General features: G+C 38.9%; 16 protein-coding genes. All 16 read right to left on the bottom strand.

The window, feature by feature from the left end:
* Positions 1-17: 17 nt before the first annotated feature.
* The gene (locus ACGHCK_RS05470; RefSeq protein ID WP_251421067.1) at positions 18-1,529 is read right to left on the bottom strand and encodes an FAD-binding oxidoreductase; all 1,512 of its coding nucleotides are present in this window, start codon (positions 1,527-1,529) and stop codon (positions 18-20) included.
* Positions 1,530-1,559: 30 nt separating this feature from the next.
* Positions 1,560-2,837 carry an MFS transporter gene (locus ACGHCK_RS05475; RefSeq protein ID WP_251421069.1) on the bottom strand — a complete coding sequence of 426 codons (1,278 nt, stop codon included), beginning with the start codon at positions 2,835-2,837 and terminating at the stop codon, positions 1,560-1,562.
* Positions 2,838-3,115: 278 nt separating this feature from the next.
* Positions 3,116-3,787 (bottom strand): ABC transporter permease, encoded by a 672-nt coding sequence (locus tag ACGHCK_RS05480; protein ID WP_251421071.1) that lies wholly within the window; start codon positions 3,785-3,787, stop codon positions 3,116-3,118.
* The gene (locus tag ACGHCK_RS05485) at positions 3,784-4,692 is read right to left on the bottom strand and encodes an osmoprotectant ABC transporter substrate-binding protein (RefSeq protein ID WP_202230257.1); all 909 of its coding nucleotides are present in this window, start codon (positions 4,690-4,692) and stop codon (positions 3,784-3,786) included. Before ACGHCK_RS05485 ends, ACGHCK_RS05480 begins: the two co-directional genes overlap by 4 nt.
* Before the next feature lies 1 nt (position 4,693).
* Entirely contained in the window at positions 4,694-5,323 is a 630-nt protein-coding gene (locus ACGHCK_RS05490) for an ABC transporter permease (RefSeq protein WP_271327969.1), read from the bottom strand.
* Between the two features lie 8 nt (positions 5,324-5,331).
* Positions 5,332-6,435, bottom strand: coding sequence for a betaine/proline/choline family ABC transporter ATP-binding protein (locus ACGHCK_RS05495; RefSeq protein ID WP_251421077.1), 1,104 nt, complete (start codon positions 6,433-6,435; stop codon positions 5,332-5,334).
* A 25-nt stretch (positions 6,436-6,460) separates the two neighbouring features.
* A complete protein-coding gene (locus ACGHCK_RS05500; protein ID WP_251421079.1) occupies positions 6,461-7,024 on the bottom strand; it encodes a glycerol-3-phosphate responsive antiterminator in 564 nt (187 codons plus the stop codon).
* Positions 7,025-7,958: 934 nt separating this feature from the next.
* The gene (locus tag ACGHCK_RS05505) at positions 7,959-9,698 is read right to left on the bottom strand and encodes an InlB B-repeat-containing protein (protein WP_251421080.1); all 1,740 of its coding nucleotides are present in this window, start codon (positions 9,696-9,698) and stop codon (positions 7,959-7,961) included.
* A gap of 576 nt (positions 9,699-10,274) precedes the next feature.
* Positions 10,275-11,105 (bottom strand): Rgg/GadR/MutR family transcriptional regulator, encoded by an 831-nt coding sequence (locus ACGHCK_RS05510; RefSeq protein ID WP_251421081.1) that lies wholly within the window; start codon positions 11,103-11,105, stop codon positions 10,275-10,277.
* Positions 11,106-11,484: 379 nt separating this feature from the next.
* On the bottom strand, positions 11,485-13,311 hold the full coding sequence (lepA, locus tag ACGHCK_RS05515; RefSeq protein WP_369918124.1) for a translation elongation factor 4: 1,827 nt from the start codon (positions 13,309-13,311) through the stop codon (positions 11,485-11,487).
* A gap of 80 nt (positions 13,312-13,391) precedes the next feature.
* Positions 13,392-13,604, bottom strand: a complete 213-nt coding sequence (locus ACGHCK_RS05520) for a hypothetical protein (RefSeq protein ID WP_251421082.1) — start codon at positions 13,602-13,604, stop codon at positions 13,392-13,394.
* Positions 13,605-14,144: 540 nt separating this feature from the next.
* On the bottom strand, positions 14,145-14,936 hold the full coding sequence (locus ACGHCK_RS05525) for an N-acetylmuramoyl-L-alanine amidase (RefSeq protein ID WP_271327972.1): 792 nt from the start codon (positions 14,934-14,936) through the stop codon (positions 14,145-14,147).
* Between the two features lie 9 nt (positions 14,937-14,945).
* Positions 14,946-15,182 (bottom strand): phage holin, encoded by a 237-nt coding sequence (locus ACGHCK_RS05530; RefSeq protein WP_251421084.1) that lies wholly within the window; start codon positions 15,180-15,182, stop codon positions 14,946-14,948.
* A complete protein-coding gene (locus ACGHCK_RS05535; protein WP_251421085.1) occupies positions 15,172-15,444 on the bottom strand; it encodes a hypothetical protein in 273 nt (90 codons plus the stop codon). The genes ACGHCK_RS05530 and ACGHCK_RS05535 overlap by 11 nt, the downstream gene beginning before the upstream one ends.
* The gene (locus ACGHCK_RS05540; protein ID WP_251421087.1) at positions 15,434-15,853 is read right to left on the bottom strand and encodes a hypothetical protein; all 420 of its coding nucleotides are present in this window, start codon (positions 15,851-15,853) and stop codon (positions 15,434-15,436) included. The genes ACGHCK_RS05535 and ACGHCK_RS05540 overlap by 11 nt, the downstream gene beginning before the upstream one ends.
* 6 nt (positions 15,854-15,859) lie before the next feature.
* Complete coding sequence (locus ACGHCK_RS05545; protein ID WP_251421089.1) at positions 15,860-17,173, bottom strand: pyocin knob domain-containing protein; 1,314 nt, start codon at positions 17,171-17,173, stop codon at positions 15,860-15,862.

Below are 17,173 nucleotides of genomic sequence, written 5' to 3' on the forward strand. Positions count from 1 at the left end.
CAGCCTTTTTCAGATAATTATTTTTGATATTTTACGCCTTCTTGCACAGGATAGATATTACCAAAACTCATAATACCTTTTGGATCAAAGGTTTCTTTCAGTGCTTCGAGCATGTAAAAGGCAGATTCGTGCTCATCCTTGGTCCATTCATTACGGTATTTCCCAATACCGTGATGGTGACACATAGAACCGCCAAATTTAATCGCTTCTTCAACAATAATTTTTTGAATCGGATGGTGATAAACACGCAACTCATCTTCTGGTACACAGTTGATATCGTAATTGTATACGAAGTACATGTTTGTGCCATTGATATAACTGTGAGAAGAGTGACCACCAAGCATTGTAATATCATCTGCACGATCAAATTCTGTCCTGATACGGTGGATTACTGAATTATAAATATCAGTAATGTGCTCCCAATCTGCAGAAATTTCAGTTGTATAGCCATCGTGGCGGTCATGTTCGATCATACCTTGAACTTCATCATCGATTGTTTGTTGCGTCCAGTTCAAATTATTGAACCAATCTTCAATGAGTTTGCTATCTACTTGTTTATAAACGCCATCTTTGAATTTATCAACAGCTTCTTCAATCCCTTGACCAGTCGCTTCAACGATGCCTTTAGGTCCTTCCGCCATGAAAATCAAAACACATTTGTCTTCATAGAAATGATAGAAATGTTGACGTGCATCTTCTTCTGAGTAGGTACGTGCAACAGATGGACGATAACCGTTTGTCATTACTTCACGAAGCACTTTAACACCTGTATCAACATCGTTGACTAAGTAACCAAAGAATTTATTGTTTTCTGGTTGATACTTAAAGATTTTAATCGTCACTTCAGTGATGTAGCAAAGCGTCCCTTCATTACCAATAACAATATGGCGAATATCTGGACCACCCGCACGACGTGGCACATTCTTAATACGTGACACGTGGCCATTCGGGAAGACACATTCCAAACCAACGACCATATCTTCAATCCCGCCATAAAGTGTAGAAAATTGTCCAATGGAGCGAGTAGAAACTAAACCGCCGTACATGGCAACGGGCTTAGATTGTGGTGAGTGACCCGTTGTATATCCAATTTTTCTCAACTCATCTTCAAGATCTTGCAGTTTTACACCTGCTTGAACTGTTGCTTGATTGTTGTAGGGATCAATTTTGATAATCTTGTCCATGCGTGAGCCGTCAACAACAATGGCTAGATCTTTCCAGTTTTCTAAACCACCCTCTGTCGCTGTCTTACCTGCACGTGGAATCACGTTGATATCTTTTTCATTAGCATACATCAACAGTTCTTTGACTTCATCAGTGCTTTCTGGATAGACAATGGCTGCCGGCAATGGATTTTTTAACTTGCCTTTGGCTTTTTCATATTTACGATAACGGTCTGCTCCCGCATCATAGAGGGCATCATGTTCAGTCAAAATTTGACCTTCGCTGACGATATCTTTGAGTTCTGAGACAATGAGTTCTTTTTCTTTTACGAGTGCTTGTGTTTCCATAAGGTATAAATCTTCCATTCTATTTATTTGTAATTTTGTTTTTTTATTTTATTCTGCTGCTGCAGCAACTGTTTCAGTGTCTACAGCGTTATGCAAATCCTTATCACGTTTGATAACACGTGAGAGGATGAGTGACATCACAATACAGCCGACAGCCATTGCGATAGCATAGATAAAGGTCATATTAAAGCCAGATTTTCCTGGGTTGTTATCTAACCAACCACCAATCATTGTGTACATGAATACATCTGGTAAAAAACCTAAAGCGGAGACAATTCCTGAAACACGTCCTGTACGTGAAACAGGGATGCCCGCATCATCGATGATTGCAAAGTAGACTGAACGAATCAAGTAAATCGCAAACATACCACCGACAAAGTTACCCAATACCACGCCCAACAAGGCAACATCCTCTGGCAATACTAGAAACAAGTCATAAGAAAGTCCCGTGAGCGTTGCACCTGCGATTAAAACTTTGAGTCGAGAGCCAATCTTATCGGCAATAAAACCACCAGCAATACCACCAAAAGCTTGAATCAGATATCTGAATGCACCTAGAGTAGCGCCTCCAGCAGCTGACAAGCCATAAACATTAATCGCTAGCGTATTTACGTAGCCAAAGATACCGTACAAGCTATATCCAAAGAAGACGATTGCGACGAGCAACCAAACTCTTGGAAAAGCCAATTGTTTAAACATACCCAGTGTAACGTCTTTGATAGACTCTGAATTTTCTTCTGCCTTGGTGTCTTCAATAACAAACCAGTTGAGAATTCCGATGATACCTACAGCAATAGCACAAACACGAATCGCCCACTGTGTACCAACAACCTGATCTGCAAATCTTACAAACACAGCCGTCATCCCAAGCACGAGTAACCAATTCAGCATCCCGCGAAGACCTTCTTGCAGACCAAACAGGCGTCCTTGCTCTTCACTGCTTCCCAACATACGTGTTGCCTTAATCACTGCCGACCAATAGGTGATAATCGTTGTGACACCCATTAAGACGAAAATTAAACGCGCGGTGTTAAAAGAGGGAAATGTTGAAAACCACCATCCAAGGACAGCTGTCGCAAGGAAGGAAAATGTCAAAAGTTTTCTTGCTGAAAACTTGTCGGCTACAAGCCCGCCAATAAAATAAGATATGGTCGCCATAGTAGCGTAACCAGCCGAAAGCTCTCCCATCTGAGCATTGCTCAGATTCATAGCTTCTTGAATCGGAACATAGAATGTTTCACGGATGTAGGGAAGTTGGAAAATAATCCCTGCACCAGCAGCAAGCAGTAAGAGTGTCCCGTATTTTTTTATGAATGCTTTATCCATAAAGCTTTGTTCTCCTTAAGTTTTAAATTTAATTTGTGTGATTTAAAGTCATGATTAAGGTCCTTTCGACTTTACAAGGGTCATGTCTACTCCTCTCTCAAAAGAAATCAAAAAAGCAACACAAAAATAAGACGGTTAACGTTTTATTTTTGTGTTACTTTTCTCTACATTCTCTTAGTAACAAAAAATTATTAAATTCGCACCTTTTTGAAAGCGCTTTTATTTACAAGAATTATTTTACAACAATGTTACGTTTTTGTCAACAGAAAAGTATTATTTTAAATTTTTTTCTTTTTAGTTCCAGAAAAGGAATTTTGCAGTTGCTTTTCCACCCAGTTAATCAGCGCTTCAAAACCAAAAGCTATCAATGCACATAATAAAGCCCCCGTCAAGATGATTGATGTGCCACCTACAGTGTTAATTCCCCGCAATATAATATCTCCAAGTCCTCCTGCACCCACGAAAGAACCTATGGTTGTAGTTCCCACTGCTAAGACGAGGGCATTTTTCACACCCACTAAGAGAACTGGCAGGGCTAATGGAATTTGAACCATGAGGAGAATCTGAGTTTGAGTCATTCCCATGCCCTTTGCACTATCTAAATAAACAGCATTAACACTGTTCAAACCAGCAAAAGTATTTTTAACTATGGGAAGAAGAGAGTATAAGACAACTAAAATAACAACAGTTGTAGTTCCTAACCCAAAAAATATAAGGAGGAGTGTTAGCATTGCCATTGAGGGAACTGTTTGAACCGTATTTATAACAGTCATTACGAGGCCCTCCCATCTTCGATGTAGATGTATAGCTATTCCTAAGGGAAGGCCTATAATGATGCAAAAAGCAACACTTGTCAGAGCGAGATAAGCATGTGTGCCAAGCTGCTCCAAAAGATAAGAACTGTTCGTTGTAATATAAGAAAACCAGTTTTCAAAAAAAGCCCACATCATGTCTCCTCAAAATAATTGTGTTTTTCTAAGAAACGTTGTGCTACAATTTCTGGTTCAATAAGCTCTCCATCAGATTGGTAATTCAGCTCCTGCATCGTTTCTGTACTGATTTTTCCCTCTAATTTGCGAAGAACACTTGAAAGCTGAGGGTATTTTTCATAAAGTTCTTTATCAACAACAGGACTACAAGTATAAGGCGGGAAAAACTGACGGTCATCTTCAAGCATGACGAGCTCATGACTACTGATACGACCATCAGTGGAATAGCCCACAATGACGTCAAAGTTATCGGCATTTAAGGCATCATATAGCAGTCCCACCTGCATCGGAAAAACTTTTTTAAAGCTCATGTTATAGGCTTCTGTAAACGCTTGATAACCATCTCCTTCTCGCTCAAACCATCCGGAGTCCACACCCAGAGTCAAGTTTGAAGCATGTTTTTGTAAATCACTGACTTTCGAGAGCTGGTATTTTTCCGCTGTCTCCTTGGTCACCATAAAAGTAAACTCATTTGCAAAACCGTAACTTGGGTACCATTCTTGGTTGAACCTTTCGGAAAACTCATTTTGAACAACTTCCAGCGCTTGGTCTGCATCTTTTACAGTTTCTCTCCCCAATGTTGTCACAAGATCCGTCCCCGTGTAACGTACGGAAGAAATACCAAGCTCTCCCCGCTCCATGGCGACATGATTAACTTGGGCTGAGACAAGATTATTGAGAAACTTTACCTTATAGTCTGTATCATGTTCAAGGAGTTGAACAATCATATTCCCGATAATCTGGCTTTCAGAGGTAACACCTCCATTAACAGTTATAACATCAGAAGAATGCTCAGAAAAATTACGGTAAATCAAGAAACCAAAAAGTGTGGCAAAGAGGATGCCTGTAGCTGCTAGTTTTTTCATTTTATATATTCCTTTTCTCTAGAGTAAATTTATTCTCTAGGGCTTTCATTAGTAGATCAATAGATAAAGCAAGAGCTGTAACGGGAAGGGCCCCCATCAAAAGGAGGTCGATACGGTAAAGAGTCAGACCATTAAAAACAAAGTCTCCCAAGCCACCGCCACCAATGTAAGCAGCCAAGGTTGTCCAAGAAATAACGTAGACCACTGAAACACGGATACCAGCCATAATAATGCCTAGAGCCATGGGAAGTTCTACTTGGAGAAGTATCTGAAGGCTTGACATCCCCATACCTTTCGCAGCATCAGTATAGCTTTTGTCCACTGAGCTAATCCCAACAAAAGTATTTCTCAGTATGGGCAAGAGTGAGTAAAGAAAGAGGGCGATAATCGCAGAGAGTTTCCCAACGCCAAAAATAGGCAACATGAGTGATAAGAGCGCGAGTGAAGGAATGGTTTGTAAAAAACCGACCACATTCATCACTAATGGCGCTATCCGCTGAGCTTTGGAAAAAACTGCTCCTAAAGGAACTGCAAATAAGACGCCTAAGCCCACTGAAAGAGCAGAGATATACAAGTGCTCCCATACCTTATACAAAATCTGTAGTCCATAGTCAGATAAAAATTGATTCATACGATTCCTTAACTGAATTGATTATACAAAACATCTAAAAAGACTTGTTGACTGATAAGTCCTTTGGGATGCATTTCCTTGTCTACAACAAAAAGTTCTCGAACACGTTCATCCTTGAAATATTTTATCAGTTCCCTAAAAGTGGTATCCACTGTAACATAAGCATTTTCTTTATCCAGCAGCGCCTCATCTATTCTCTCTGAGGGAGAAAAAAGTTCGAGAAAATCACGTGAAATTTTTCCCTTAAAAATATTTTTCTCATCAATAACTGCTACAGTTCTCCTCTTGTGCTCAGCCATTAGGGATAATGCTTCGCTAACAGCACTGTTCATAGTGACCGAAATCACGCGCTCTTCCATAATTTCTTCAGCAAAAAGTGTAGAGATTTCAGTTTTTTGACTTGATGAAAATAGTGATTTCACAAACTCATTTGCAGGCTTTTCTAAAATATCGACAGGTTTAGCAAACTGGATGACTTCTCCTTGCTTCATCACAATGATACGGTCCGCGAGCATCAAGGCTTCATCCATATCATGCGTAACCAAAACAATCGTTTTTTGCATTTCTCTGTGCAATTTTTTTACCAAGTCCTGCAAAGATTTGCGCGTGATAGGATCGAGTGCTCCGAAAGGTTCATCCATAAGAATGATGTTTTGCGAAGCGGCAAGTGCTCGAATAACACCTATTCGCTGTTGTTGCCCACCTGAGAGACTCTCTGGCTTCCGCTCAAGATAGTCAACGGGCAAGTCCACCTTAGCAATCAAATGCTCTGCGACACCCTTTTTTTGCTCACTTGTCCACTTCAACAGCTTAGGCACCAACATGATATTTTCGCGAATCGTCATATGTGGAAAAAGTCCAATATTCTGGATGACATAGCCAATTTTTCTGCGAAGTTGCACCTCGTTGAGTTGCTGGATATCTTCACCATTGATACGAATAATACCACTCGTTGGTTCATTCATTCGATTAATCATGCGTGTCATTGTCGTCTTCCCGCTTCCGCTTGTACCAATGACACAGATAAGTTCGCCAGTGTTTATCTCCAATGAAACATCTTTGAGAACATGATTTTCCCCATAAACTTTATTAACCTTTTCAAATCTAATCATATGTATCCTAACTCTAGCTTTGACTTTAACACCAAATCACTCTATTTGTACTTGAAACTCCGATGGCTCCAGCCTCAAGTGCATTTTGAATATCTTCTTCTTCGCAAACAAGGCCACTCGCAATAATCGGAACATCTACCGATTCCTGTACCCATCTAAGAACTTTGGGTGCAGCACCAGGTTGAACATCAACAATATCTGCTTGAGAATTTTTCAGTTGCTTTGGAATTGTTCTGAATGATTTGGAATCTGTGACAAAGACACGCTGAAGCGCTAGGGTATTTTTCAGAGAAGCTGCTTTGACAAGTTTAGCCTTAGAACTTATAATTCCATCTGCTTGAGTTGTTTCACAAATAAAGTCAACAGACACCTCTCTAGACGAGAGCCCTTCAATAAAATCAACATTGATGATGACAATCTTCCCCGCTTCTTTTAATGTGTGAACAATATCAGAAATTGTATTAATCGTTCCATAAAGAACAAAAATCACCTTGTTATTTGCTTCAATCACACTTTCTAAATCTTTATTATTGTTAATTGCAGCAATTTTGGGATTTTGTTTTATCATTTGGATAAGCTGGGCACGCATGGGGAAGCTCCTATATGGTTTATTTACAAATAAAGAAAACGTTTTCTTTTTTTTCGTATACTTTACAGTATATTATTTTAACATTAAAGTGTCAATATTTCTATTTCGTTACAACTCTTAAAAAAGAGGGTTCTTAATCAAATCTTACGCTAAGACAATCCATGAAACAGCGCTAAATCCCGTTCTTTACCCGTACTAAGCCTATTACAAAATTTATCAAAAATAAAACTGTCCGTGCTATACTTCCAAGAATATGGGCAAAGTGCTCAGGTTGAAATATTTCGTTTATATTTCGTATTATATCATTATGTCATGATTTTGTTGGTGCATAAAGCATTTATAGAAAGATATTTTGCAATGTCCAACTTTCTCACCTCCCCGCCCTCAAAAGAACTGTAATTTCCTTTTCCAAGCAGGATTTCTTCTTTTTCTGGTGAGAACGGTTAATTATGATATATATATAGAGTAGACTTTATATTCAAGATAAAGACAGACTGTTATTGACAGCTCGGGGAGAGTTGGGTTAACTGAAGCGTTGATCTATAAACCTGTGATTAAACTTTCAATCGTTAAAGCACGCGCCTTGTTTCAAATCATGTGATAATCATTGCGGAAGAACTTCGAGGAAATCTTGATGAAAGTACGACTAAATAAATTATCAAGCTCTTAAAAAATTAGCCCTGAGGACAATAAAATTATAGCTATTGTGACTCAGATTTCAGAAGTTGTGTACCAACTCAAAAAAATTTAAAACACTAGAAACTTTTTGAGAAAGACAGTAAAAAAAGAGGCTGGGACAAAAGTCGAAATTTGACTGTTTTTGTCCAAAACTAAAAAATCAAAATCGCTCAATCACGACATTCTTAATGACCGTAATTGAGCGATTTTCCATTATTTTTGACTTTTGTCCCAGCCTCTTTCATTTTATTTGAATTTACAATTTAGTTAAATATTTTTTAACTTGCGGTGCGGAAAGAGCAACAAGAATAATCACGCCTAGAATATAAAGGGAAAACCTTTCTTTTTCACCCGTCTGTGGAAGACTGTCTAGCTCTTTTCTAGACTCAGAAGATACAGATGTAGCGGAGTTTTGGCTTTTCTTGATACTGTCAGATGCTTTATTTTTTTCGAATTCTTTGCCAGCTTTAGTATCTTCATTTTCATTTGATACAACTGCTACTTTTTCCCAATGGGCATAGAGCGTTTTATCACCTTGTTCTTCCACTGATATGGCTTCTATTTTTTCGCCTTTTTGATCTGTCCAGCCTATGAAAGTGTAACCCTGACGCGTAGCTTTTTCAAAGCGAGCGATACCTTGTCCATATATGTAAGTATTGGGATTTTTGTCAGAATTTTCACCACCATTGAGAACGTAGTTTATTTTATAGCTGCTTGCTTGCCAGTTTGCATAGAGCGTTTTATCACCTTGCGCATCTGTTGGAATGTTGGCAATACTGTTTCCATCCTTATCTGTCCAGCCTGTAAAAATATAACCTTCACGTTGTGGGCCTTCAAAATTGCTTATGCCGCGACCATAAGTGTATGTTAGAGGATTAGCAGGATGATTGCTTCCACCATTGAGAACATAGTGAATATTAAAACTTAAACTTTCGGTTTTGAACGTCAAGACAGCAGGCTCAGTATAAATTGGTTCCTTATTTTTTGAATCTATGGGTGTAATTTTTAAGCGATATAAACTTCCTTCATCTGAAATATCAGAAATGAAATCGAGTGTTTTCTTGATGACTTTATCGCCTTCTGAATTCGTCAGACTTTCAGGAATATCATCAAAGGATAATCCCTTATCTTTACTTATCTGCCATACCATATCCACTGTTATTTTCTGAGGGGAGGATAAATTCACCTCAGATTCGAAATGAGCAGCGCCTCCTGGAACTAAACCAAGCTGATCCTCGGGGTTAGAGCCCCTGACTTGCCCATCATATTCATATTGTACTAAGGCGGGCACATTAAAGTTGAACGCATGCCATTTATTAGGGTCTCCATTATATGCCCTTTCCTGATATAAGTTAAAGGGGACATTTTGTACGAGATTAGGCGTTAATCCAGCAATATCTCCCAGTAAGAAGACTGGTCTTGTTCCCAGCAATGTGAAGTCATTTTTGAGTGTACTTAGAGGCATGAAACCAGTTGAAGCTCCGGTCATGTAGATTTTAATTCCCGCAGTACCATTCAATGCTTGACTCGTATCAATGCTGGTAGAAGTATTGTCTATGAGTGGATTAGGAAGAACCCAAGCTTGTAAGGCTTCGTCCCATGTATAAGCCCCAGATGCAGCGATAGCTCCACCAGAATTCGTAATAGTAAAAGTAGGTGAATCCAGATAAGGAAGAACATTAAGCAAGCGGTAGTCACTATTGGGCAGTTTAGTAAAGGCGAGTGTCCCCTGATAACGATCGCCATCAATCGTACTTGTACCAGGTGAAGGAATATTAAACGATGCTTTAAATAAGCTGTTTGAAGCACCTACCCAAGGCATATGCGTTTTGTAATCAAAAGCATAAGTTTTATCTGCTGTTGTAACTGCTCCACCATTTGTTGCGAATCCTCTAATAGGTAATGCACCTAAAAGAGTGAATAACACTATCACTGCAGATAACATAAGGATTCTTCTTAAAGAAAGCACTTTGTGTAGTATTTGATATTTTTTCATTTTTATTTTCCCCTTATTTTATGCATGTTAAACTATAACAAGATTTCTGTGATGATTCTAAACTTTTCTCCCCTTTCTAAAAACAGCGTACGCCCCTTCAGCTTTTCTTAGAATTAGAATGAATATAATTAAAAGATAAACCTAATCTTTCTCTTTTTAATACATTTTGTTATTCCTTATACCGTTATATTATAATAAGAAATAAATTAAATCAACGGTCTACCTGATACAATTGTCTATACAAATCATTTGTTTTGCTATAAAAAAATAAGGAAAAGACTATTAATCCTATGTTCTAAGGTTCATTTAAGTAACATTTATGAGAAGAAGTTCGATAAATCGAACTGTTACTGGATATATTTTCACTCTATGGCTCTTTTTTGGTTTCAGATTTTTCCTTTATCGCCTTATCTTTTTCTGCCCTTTTACGAACTTACATAAACATTTTTTGTTTATATTGAACATAGAGAGTGTTCAAATACTGCTAGTTTTAATTGTGAATTACGTGACTCCATAAAAAAAGAGGGCCTAACCCCTTTCTTCTGATATATCCATTTGTACTTTAAAGTCTACTCATCATTTTATTTGCTCAAAATTATGTTTAAAAATTTCTCGTAACTCTAAGGCATCTATTTCTGACAGTATCTTTAAAGTTCTACTTACAAGTTTCATTCCCATATTTTTATCTTCGAATTTATAAATCCAACATCCCTTTACAAAAATAGAAGATATTCTTATATAGGTATCAAACACAAGCATTAGTTTATCTAATTCTTTTACTAACCTTTCTGAAAACTCCTTCTCCTCTCTTCTAATCAGCGAAAGAATTGTCCTGATAACTAGCCTAATCAATAGATTTCTAAATTCTGTGATTTCTTTTAAGTACTGACTATTTTGAGATAAAATTCTTTCCATAAGATGATACAACAAGTCAGGGTTAATTTCTTCTAATGTATTTACTAAAATATACATTTCATAACTATGCCAAACTTGATAAGACTTGAGCTTGTTTTCTATATACTTTATTTCGTCAGGCGAAAGCTTTGTATAACAAGCTTTGGCGGAAAGAGCGATGACTTGGTTTTCTTCCATATCGTATTTTATATTTTTCTGATAAATGGTTTGAAGCCTTTCTCGATTGTTACTAAAATAGCCTTTCTCAATTTCCTTGAATTGAGATAACCAGTAGTCTTCCTCATCATTATTAATCATCAGCATATAGGAACGAAAAGTCGTATGCATTTCTTGTAAAGCCAGATCCAGTTTATCTAAAGAAATCATTGATTTACCATTTTCAAAATAGGATAAGGTTGATTTTGATAAACCTACTCGTTCAAAATCACTTAAAAGTAGATGATGCTGTAAGCGTAATTTCTTAAATACTTCTCCATACTTTTTATAAATCATCGCTCATTCCTCCTAAAAAGCTGCATCCTCCATGCCTTAACAGATAAAAGAGTAATATTTTAGTGAATACTGGTTCATGTCCTTCCCGCTTTCATTAAATTCTCTACTTTTATAGCTTTTCTCACTCCCCATTTTATCATAACAAATCTGACTATTACTAAAAAAGTACTCCAATTTAAAGAAATTACCATGCCTAATATGGAGGATTGTGCTTTTTTCATGCTTCAACTTCTTCAACGTTTTGAGAATTATTCGATATATTTTCAATAATAGTTAGGTTAATGTGCATCTCGATTTCTCAAAAAAAAAAATAGAGACAGTTACACTGACTGTCTCTTACTACTTGCAAAAAAATTTTGAAATAGCTCTATTATCTTGTTTATTCTTCATCCATAGACAAAACAGAAAGGAAAGCTTCTTGCGGAACTTCTACTGAGCCAATAGATTTCATACGTTTCTTACCCGCTTTTTGTTTTTCAAGTAACTTGCGCTTACGAGAAATATCACCGCCGTAGCACTTAGCCAAGACGTTTTTACGTAAGGCCTTGATGTCGCTACGGGCAACGATTTTTTGACCGATGGTTGCTTGGATAGGTACTTCAAACTGTTGACGTGGGATAAGTTTTTTCAGCTTTTCTACGATTACTTTACCCCGTTCGTAAGCAAAGTCCCTGTGGACGATGAAGCTAAGTGCATCAACTTTTTCTGAATTTAAAAGAATGTCCATCTTCACAAGGCGTGATGGCCGATAGTCCGAAATTTCATAGTCGAAGCTGGCATAGCCACGGGTAGATGATTTGAGTTTGTCAAAGAAATCAAAGACGATTTCACTCAATGGAATATGGTAGATGACATTGACACGATTGGCATCAAGATAATCCATGGTCACAAATTCTCCACGTTTACGCTGAGACAGCTCCATAACTGCACCGACAAATTCATTCGGTACCATAATTTGTGCTTTTACAAAGGGTTCTTCGACACTGTCAATACGAGTCGGATCTGGGAATTCGCTCGGATTAGCTACTTCCAGCTTTTCACCATCTGTTGTGTTGATATGATAAATTACAGAAGGCGCCGTCATAATCAAGTCCAAGTTAAACTCACGCTCCAAGCGTTCTTGGATAACATCCATGTGTAGGAGCCCTAAGAAACCACAGCGGAAACCAAAGCCAAGTGCTTGTGACGTTTCAGGTTCAAACTGCAAGCTGGCATCATTCAGCTGCAAGCGCTCGAGGGCTTCACGCAAGTCGTTATAGCGGTTAGAATCTATCGGATAGAGTCCACAAAAGACCATTGGATTCATCTTTTTATAGCCAGCCAGGGCTTCTGCTGCAGGGTTGTTCGCTAAAGTAATCGTGTCACCAACACGTGTGTCTGCTACAGTCTTGATCGAGGCTGCCAAATAACCAACATCTCCTGCCATAAGAAAGTCTCGTGCTACTGCTTTTGGTGTAAAAATCCCCACCTCAGTCACCATAAATTCCTTACCGTTTGACATCAGCTGAATCGTATCTCCCACCTTGACAGAGCCATCGATAACACGAATCTGGAGGATGACACCACGATAAGCATCATATACTGAGTCAAAGATTAGGGCTTTGAGCGGCGCATCAACATCACCTTGGGGCGCTGGAACTTTCTCCACGACTTGCTCCAAGATTTCTTCGATACCTACACCTGCTTTTGCTGATGCGAGAACGGCTTCTGAAGCATCAAGGCCGATAACATCTTCTATCTCTGCACGTACGCGCTCAGGATCTGCTGCAGGAAGATCAATTTTATTAATGACTGGTAAGATTTCTAAGTCATTGTCCAGAGCCAGATAAACATTCGCCAATGTCTGCGCTTCAATCCCCTGAGCTGCATCGACGACAAGAATGGCTCCTTCACAGGCTGCCAATGAGCGCGAAACTTCATAGGTAAAATCGACATGTCCTGGTGTGTCAATCAGGTGGAAAATATAGGTTTCTCCATCTTTTGCCGTATACTCTAACTCGATAGCGTTCAGCTTAATCGTGATACCGCGTTCACGTTCCAAGTCCATACTGTCCAAAAGCTGGGCTTGCATCTCACGTTTCGAAACCGTTTCAGTCAGTTCAAGGATACGGTCAGCCAGAGTTGATTTCCCATGGTCAATATGCGCGATGATTGAAAAGTTACGGATTTTTTCCTTGCGCGCGTTCATTTCTTCTATATTCATCATTATTTCCTTAATAAATTGATATGCTTTATTAATACCACTCATTAGTAATATTTTTTATGAAGGGGCTAAAAAGGGGCAAATTATTTTTTTAGATCATTTTCATGTGCTTCAATTATCTGCTTTAATTCTTGAAATTCTTCTTCAGTATATTTTTTATCCCTAATGAAGTTCCTAGCTCGAGTAAATGCTGCCCGTCTATTTTTTTCTAACCTTTGCTCTTTTGTAAGTGTTTCTAAATATCGTTTATCTGCTTCTGGATTATAAATTGCTTTACGTTTCTTTTGATCACTCATACAGCTTATCCCCTTCTAGCCAGAATACTATATGCACCTACCATAATAGCATAAATTACCGAAGCCCACCAGAAACTTGTAAAAAGTAATGCTATAAATAGTAAAGTAACAAATAGAAAGATAAGTAATGTTGTTTTTTTCATTTTAATTTGTTAAGATGGTATCACGAAAACAGCTTGAGGCTTTCGCCTCTTGCCGTTACTTCTTGCCGCTATCTTCGTCTTTCATTAGTTTCTTAAGTGTTAGGGCACTTATCAAAACTAGATTTACGAAGGTGGCGGCTTTTATTAGGTCGTCCATCTTTTCTCCTTTCTTTACTTTATGTACTAATTATAGCATAGTTGTACAACTATGTCAAGTATAAACTATGAAAAATACAAAAAAAACCTAGAGTTAACTAGATTTTTGCCTATAAGAACAGGACTATATTATAACACATTTGCTATTTTATCAAATAGGACTCACAAATAATTTTCTATCCTATAAAATATCAAATAGAAAACAAAAAATCCCCCAGCCAAAGCCGAGGGATTGTAATCATTATAAGATTTTATCTTTAGGAAACTCTTTGTAAAGCTCAGTGCTATACATATTATCTACACGTAAATTGAGCTTTCCAAATTCGTTTTTGTAATTTTTAAGCATACGTTCGCTTCTAATCCAACGGCACTGTACGCCGTTGGATACGTACCAGTTCCCAGTGTCGATTGCGTGAATTAAATACATTTCAATTTCTCCTTTATTGTTTGAATTTCCGCCAGTTTCTGGCGTTGTTGTTCCACCTGCGATAACTTCGCCAGTGATTGCTTGCACTAAATCTTTAGCTAATGCATCCATGTTTGCGGTGATTTGTTGTGTGTCTTCTGCTGACGTGATGAAGCCTAGCTCCACCAAGCGATAGCCAATGCCAAGGCTTGCTGCAACATTAAGGTTAAGCAAGTCATTACGATAGCTAAAGCCGTCCGGATAATTTGGACGTAAGCCAACATGTTTCTTAACGACATCCCTAATGCGCTTGTCTGCTGCATCAGGCGCAAAGCCTTTGGCAATGATGACATGCCCGTCTTTTGCTGTTCCGCTTGCTGCATCAAGGTGCATTTCAGTAATGCTGGCAAAGTTGCGCATGGAGTATATCCCCTTGCCCTTTTGAGTTTCAACAAACTGATTCTCAGCTTCATTCGCAACCGTCAGCGTATTGTTTTTAAGCTTCCCTGCCCATTTACGAATAAACGGGTCAAGCTTATCACGGTAGTAGCTAGCTTCCGTCAGACCATGACCGACAGCACCAGGGTCTCCCGCACCGTGGCCATAAATAATGATATGGTTTGCCATTTCCCCTCCTTATTTCAGTTTCTTCTTGTAATCATCCGCTTGAAGCGCTGCTTGCGTGAAACTGTTGTTTTTCCACCAACCCGCAAGCGCAGCACCGACCGTAAAGAGCAAGCTCACAAACTGCTCAATGTCTCCATCATTGACAGGAATGATACTGTGACCTGCCAAAGTCAGCGCTTGATTAATCAAGGCTAGAGCTAAAATCGCCGTGCGGGCAATCGTACCCGGTGAGATGTTATTCTTCATTATACTTCTCCATTTTTAATCTAAGATTGCTAAGTTCAAGTTTGAGTTCAGCATTTTCTATTTTGTAACGTGTAACTTCATCAAAGTGTTTGTTTCGCATTTCGTGGATGTCGTTTCTAAGCTGCTCAACTTCACTGGTCAGCTTATCGAGTTTGCTTTCTCGTTGGCTATGGCGCCATTTGATATAGGCAATAACTGTACCAATCACACCTGCCGCAATCGGCGAAACAATCGAAACAGCCGTTAAAGTCTTATCTGTCAATGTCTCCCCCAATCGTTTCGTATGCCAAAAAAGTAGCAATGCCTATATAGAGTCCAGAGAAAGAAACTGTATTTCCCGTTTCTGTATAATACATGATCTGAATCAAAGATAATATCATCGTCAATATGAACAAACAAACAGCAATGCTTGCATGACTTATCGCAATGATGTTCTTATTCTGTTTGAACAGCACTGACAAAATAAGGATAACGCTTGCGGCTAACATCACTGAAAAAATCACATTCACTAAGGCTTGATTCATAGCTATATCAGCAACGAAACCAGCATCTACTGGATTGTTACGGACATACTTCATATTATTTGACGGTGGAAGAAAAAGCACCACCGAAGCCACGAAAGCAGACAGTACCCCGAACCAAAGTTCAAATCTTAATTGTTTCCTCGTCATATTCCCTCACTTTCTATGAGTATTAAATAAGCTAAACATCATATTTGATGAATGCTGCGAATACACATCATTTCCGCCCCAGCGGTTACCAATAACACGTCCGTCTGTCTCAATAGTTAACTGCGCTTGGACTCCAGCACCTCGTCCACTTGCCGCTATTGTTATCGATTCCCTCGGTCTAGCTTCCGCTGGTAGAGTTCCTATAGTCGTTCCAGCGGAAGTTATTACTGGGAAATTCCCAGTCGTTCCGCCAACTATGCGGATAGTAACTTCATTCCCGATTCTCCGCCAACCTGCTGAACTTGTCGCAATACTCCCAAAAGCACTCCAAGAAGGCATTCCGTTCCATGCCCCCCAATTGCCAGCATTATCTCGCCTTCTAGTATATACGGCATTGTTGGTCCCCCAATCGCTATACCTTTGCATAATCTCTGAACCAGCTCCGATTAACACTTCTAAGTGTCCATGTACAGAAACTCCGGGAGGCTGATTAGCCACAGTAGCGATGTTTCTCTTGTAATACTGTCCATAGACGACAAGATTGTTGAAGTCGTCCGTTGCAGTTATAGGTACAGACAGAGGTTTGGAAGCTGTGTCAGCGTTGAAGGGGTCAGTAACTTCTAAGTTTTTGACACTCACGTTATTTGTGAAGGTTTTATTGCCAGAAACAGTCTGGTCGCCAGTTATCTTTACTGCGGATGAATTTAGTGCATTAATCTGATTTTGCAAGTTTCCCGCTGCATCTTCCGAAAGCTGGTCTTTCATATTTTCAAACCATGTCTGAAATTCAATATCAGCCTGCTCAAAAATAGATTTGTACTGGTCAACAATACCGTCTACATTGATGTTGTCAAAAGGTGTTGACCAACCACACACTGTCGGGTCAGAGCGCTTGTCTGTGATATTGGCATCGGTGATCTGCGTCGCATTCATTGGCACGTTAATCACCGCAAGCTGTAATTCAAAAATTGTATCATTCCTAATAACCGTCACATCGCTTGACTTGTAAATCAGATATGCATCTCGTACACCAGCATCATATCTAAGTGCAACTGAATCATTTCGAGATTGAATAGATGAGGCAACATCAACTTGAATTCCAATCGGCTCATCATTCATATAAGAGAGACCATTGATAACACCAGAACCAGCTCCGACCTGTATATTCATCCCGTTTTGCGTAGACTGGACACGCAGTCCCTCCTTGAAGGACATGACAACCCCTGTCTTTAGAAATGCTGCAAAGAAGCGTTTAAAATCTTCTGCATCATAGAGACGGTCTCCGTCAACATCATTCCATGGAAAGCTCGTTTGAGTCAT

Source organism: Lactococcus muris (assembly GCF_042849115.1).
In the GTDB taxonomy this organism is placed as follows: domain Bacteria; phylum Bacillota; class Bacilli; order Lactobacillales; family Streptococcaceae; genus Lactococcus; species Lactococcus muris.

Bases quoted from the DNA above. Each gene is read 5' to 3' on its own strand.
- ACGHCK_RS05490 (WP_271327969.1), bottom strand. From the start codon at position 5,323: ATGAATCAATTTTTATCTGACTATGGACTACAGATTTTGTATAAGGTA.
- ACGHCK_RS05500 (WP_251421079.1), bottom strand. From the start codon at position 7,024: ATGCGTGCCCAGCTTATCCAAATGATAAAACAAAATCCCAAAATTGCT.
- ACGHCK_RS05540 (WP_251421087.1), bottom strand. From the start codon at position 15,853: ATGACGAGGAAACAATTAAGATTTGAACTTTGGTTCGGGGTACTGTCT.
- ACGHCK_RS05510 (WP_251421081.1), bottom strand. From the start codon at position 11,105: ATGATTTATAAAAAGTATGGAGAAGTATTTAAGAAATTACGCTTACAG.
- ACGHCK_RS05520 (WP_251421082.1), bottom strand. From the start codon at position 13,604: ATGAGTGATCAAAAGAAACGTAAAGCAATTTATAATCCAGAAGCAGAT.
- ACGHCK_RS05505 (WP_251421080.1), bottom strand. From the start codon at position 9,698: ATGAAAAAATATCAAATACTACACAAAGTGCTTTCTTTAAGAAGAATC.
- ACGHCK_RS05485 (WP_202230257.1), bottom strand. From the start codon at position 4,692: ATGAAAAAACTAGCAGCTACAGGCATCCTCTTTGCCACACTTTTTGGT.
- ACGHCK_RS05470 (WP_251421067.1), bottom strand. From the start codon at position 1,529: ATGGAAGATTTATACCTTATGGAAACACAAGCACTCGTAAAAGAAAAA.
- ACGHCK_RS05530 (WP_251421084.1), bottom strand. From the start codon at position 15,182: ATGAAGAATAACATCTCACCGGGTACGATTGCCCGCACGGCGATTTTA.
- ACGHCK_RS05525 (WP_271327972.1), bottom strand. From the start codon at position 14,936: ATGGCAAACCATATCATTATTTATGGCCACGGTGCGGGAGACCCTGGT.
- ACGHCK_RS05480 (WP_251421071.1), bottom strand. From the start codon at position 3,787: ATGATGTGGGCTTTTTTTGAAAACTGGTTTTCTTATATTACAACGAAC.
- ACGHCK_RS05495 (WP_251421077.1), bottom strand. From the start codon at position 6,435: ATGATTAGATTTGAAAAGGTTAATAAAGTTTATGGGGAAAATCATGTT.
- ACGHCK_RS05475 (WP_251421069.1), bottom strand. From the start codon at position 2,837: ATGGATAAAGCATTCATAAAAAAATACGGGACACTCTTACTGCTTGCT.
- ACGHCK_RS05545 (WP_251421089.1), bottom strand. From the start codon at position 17,173: ATGACTCAAACGAGCTTTCCATGGAATGATGTTGACGGAGACCGTCTC.
- lepA (WP_369918124.1), bottom strand. From the start codon at position 13,311: ATGATGAATATAGAAGAAATGAACGCGCGCAAGGAAAAAATCCGTAAC.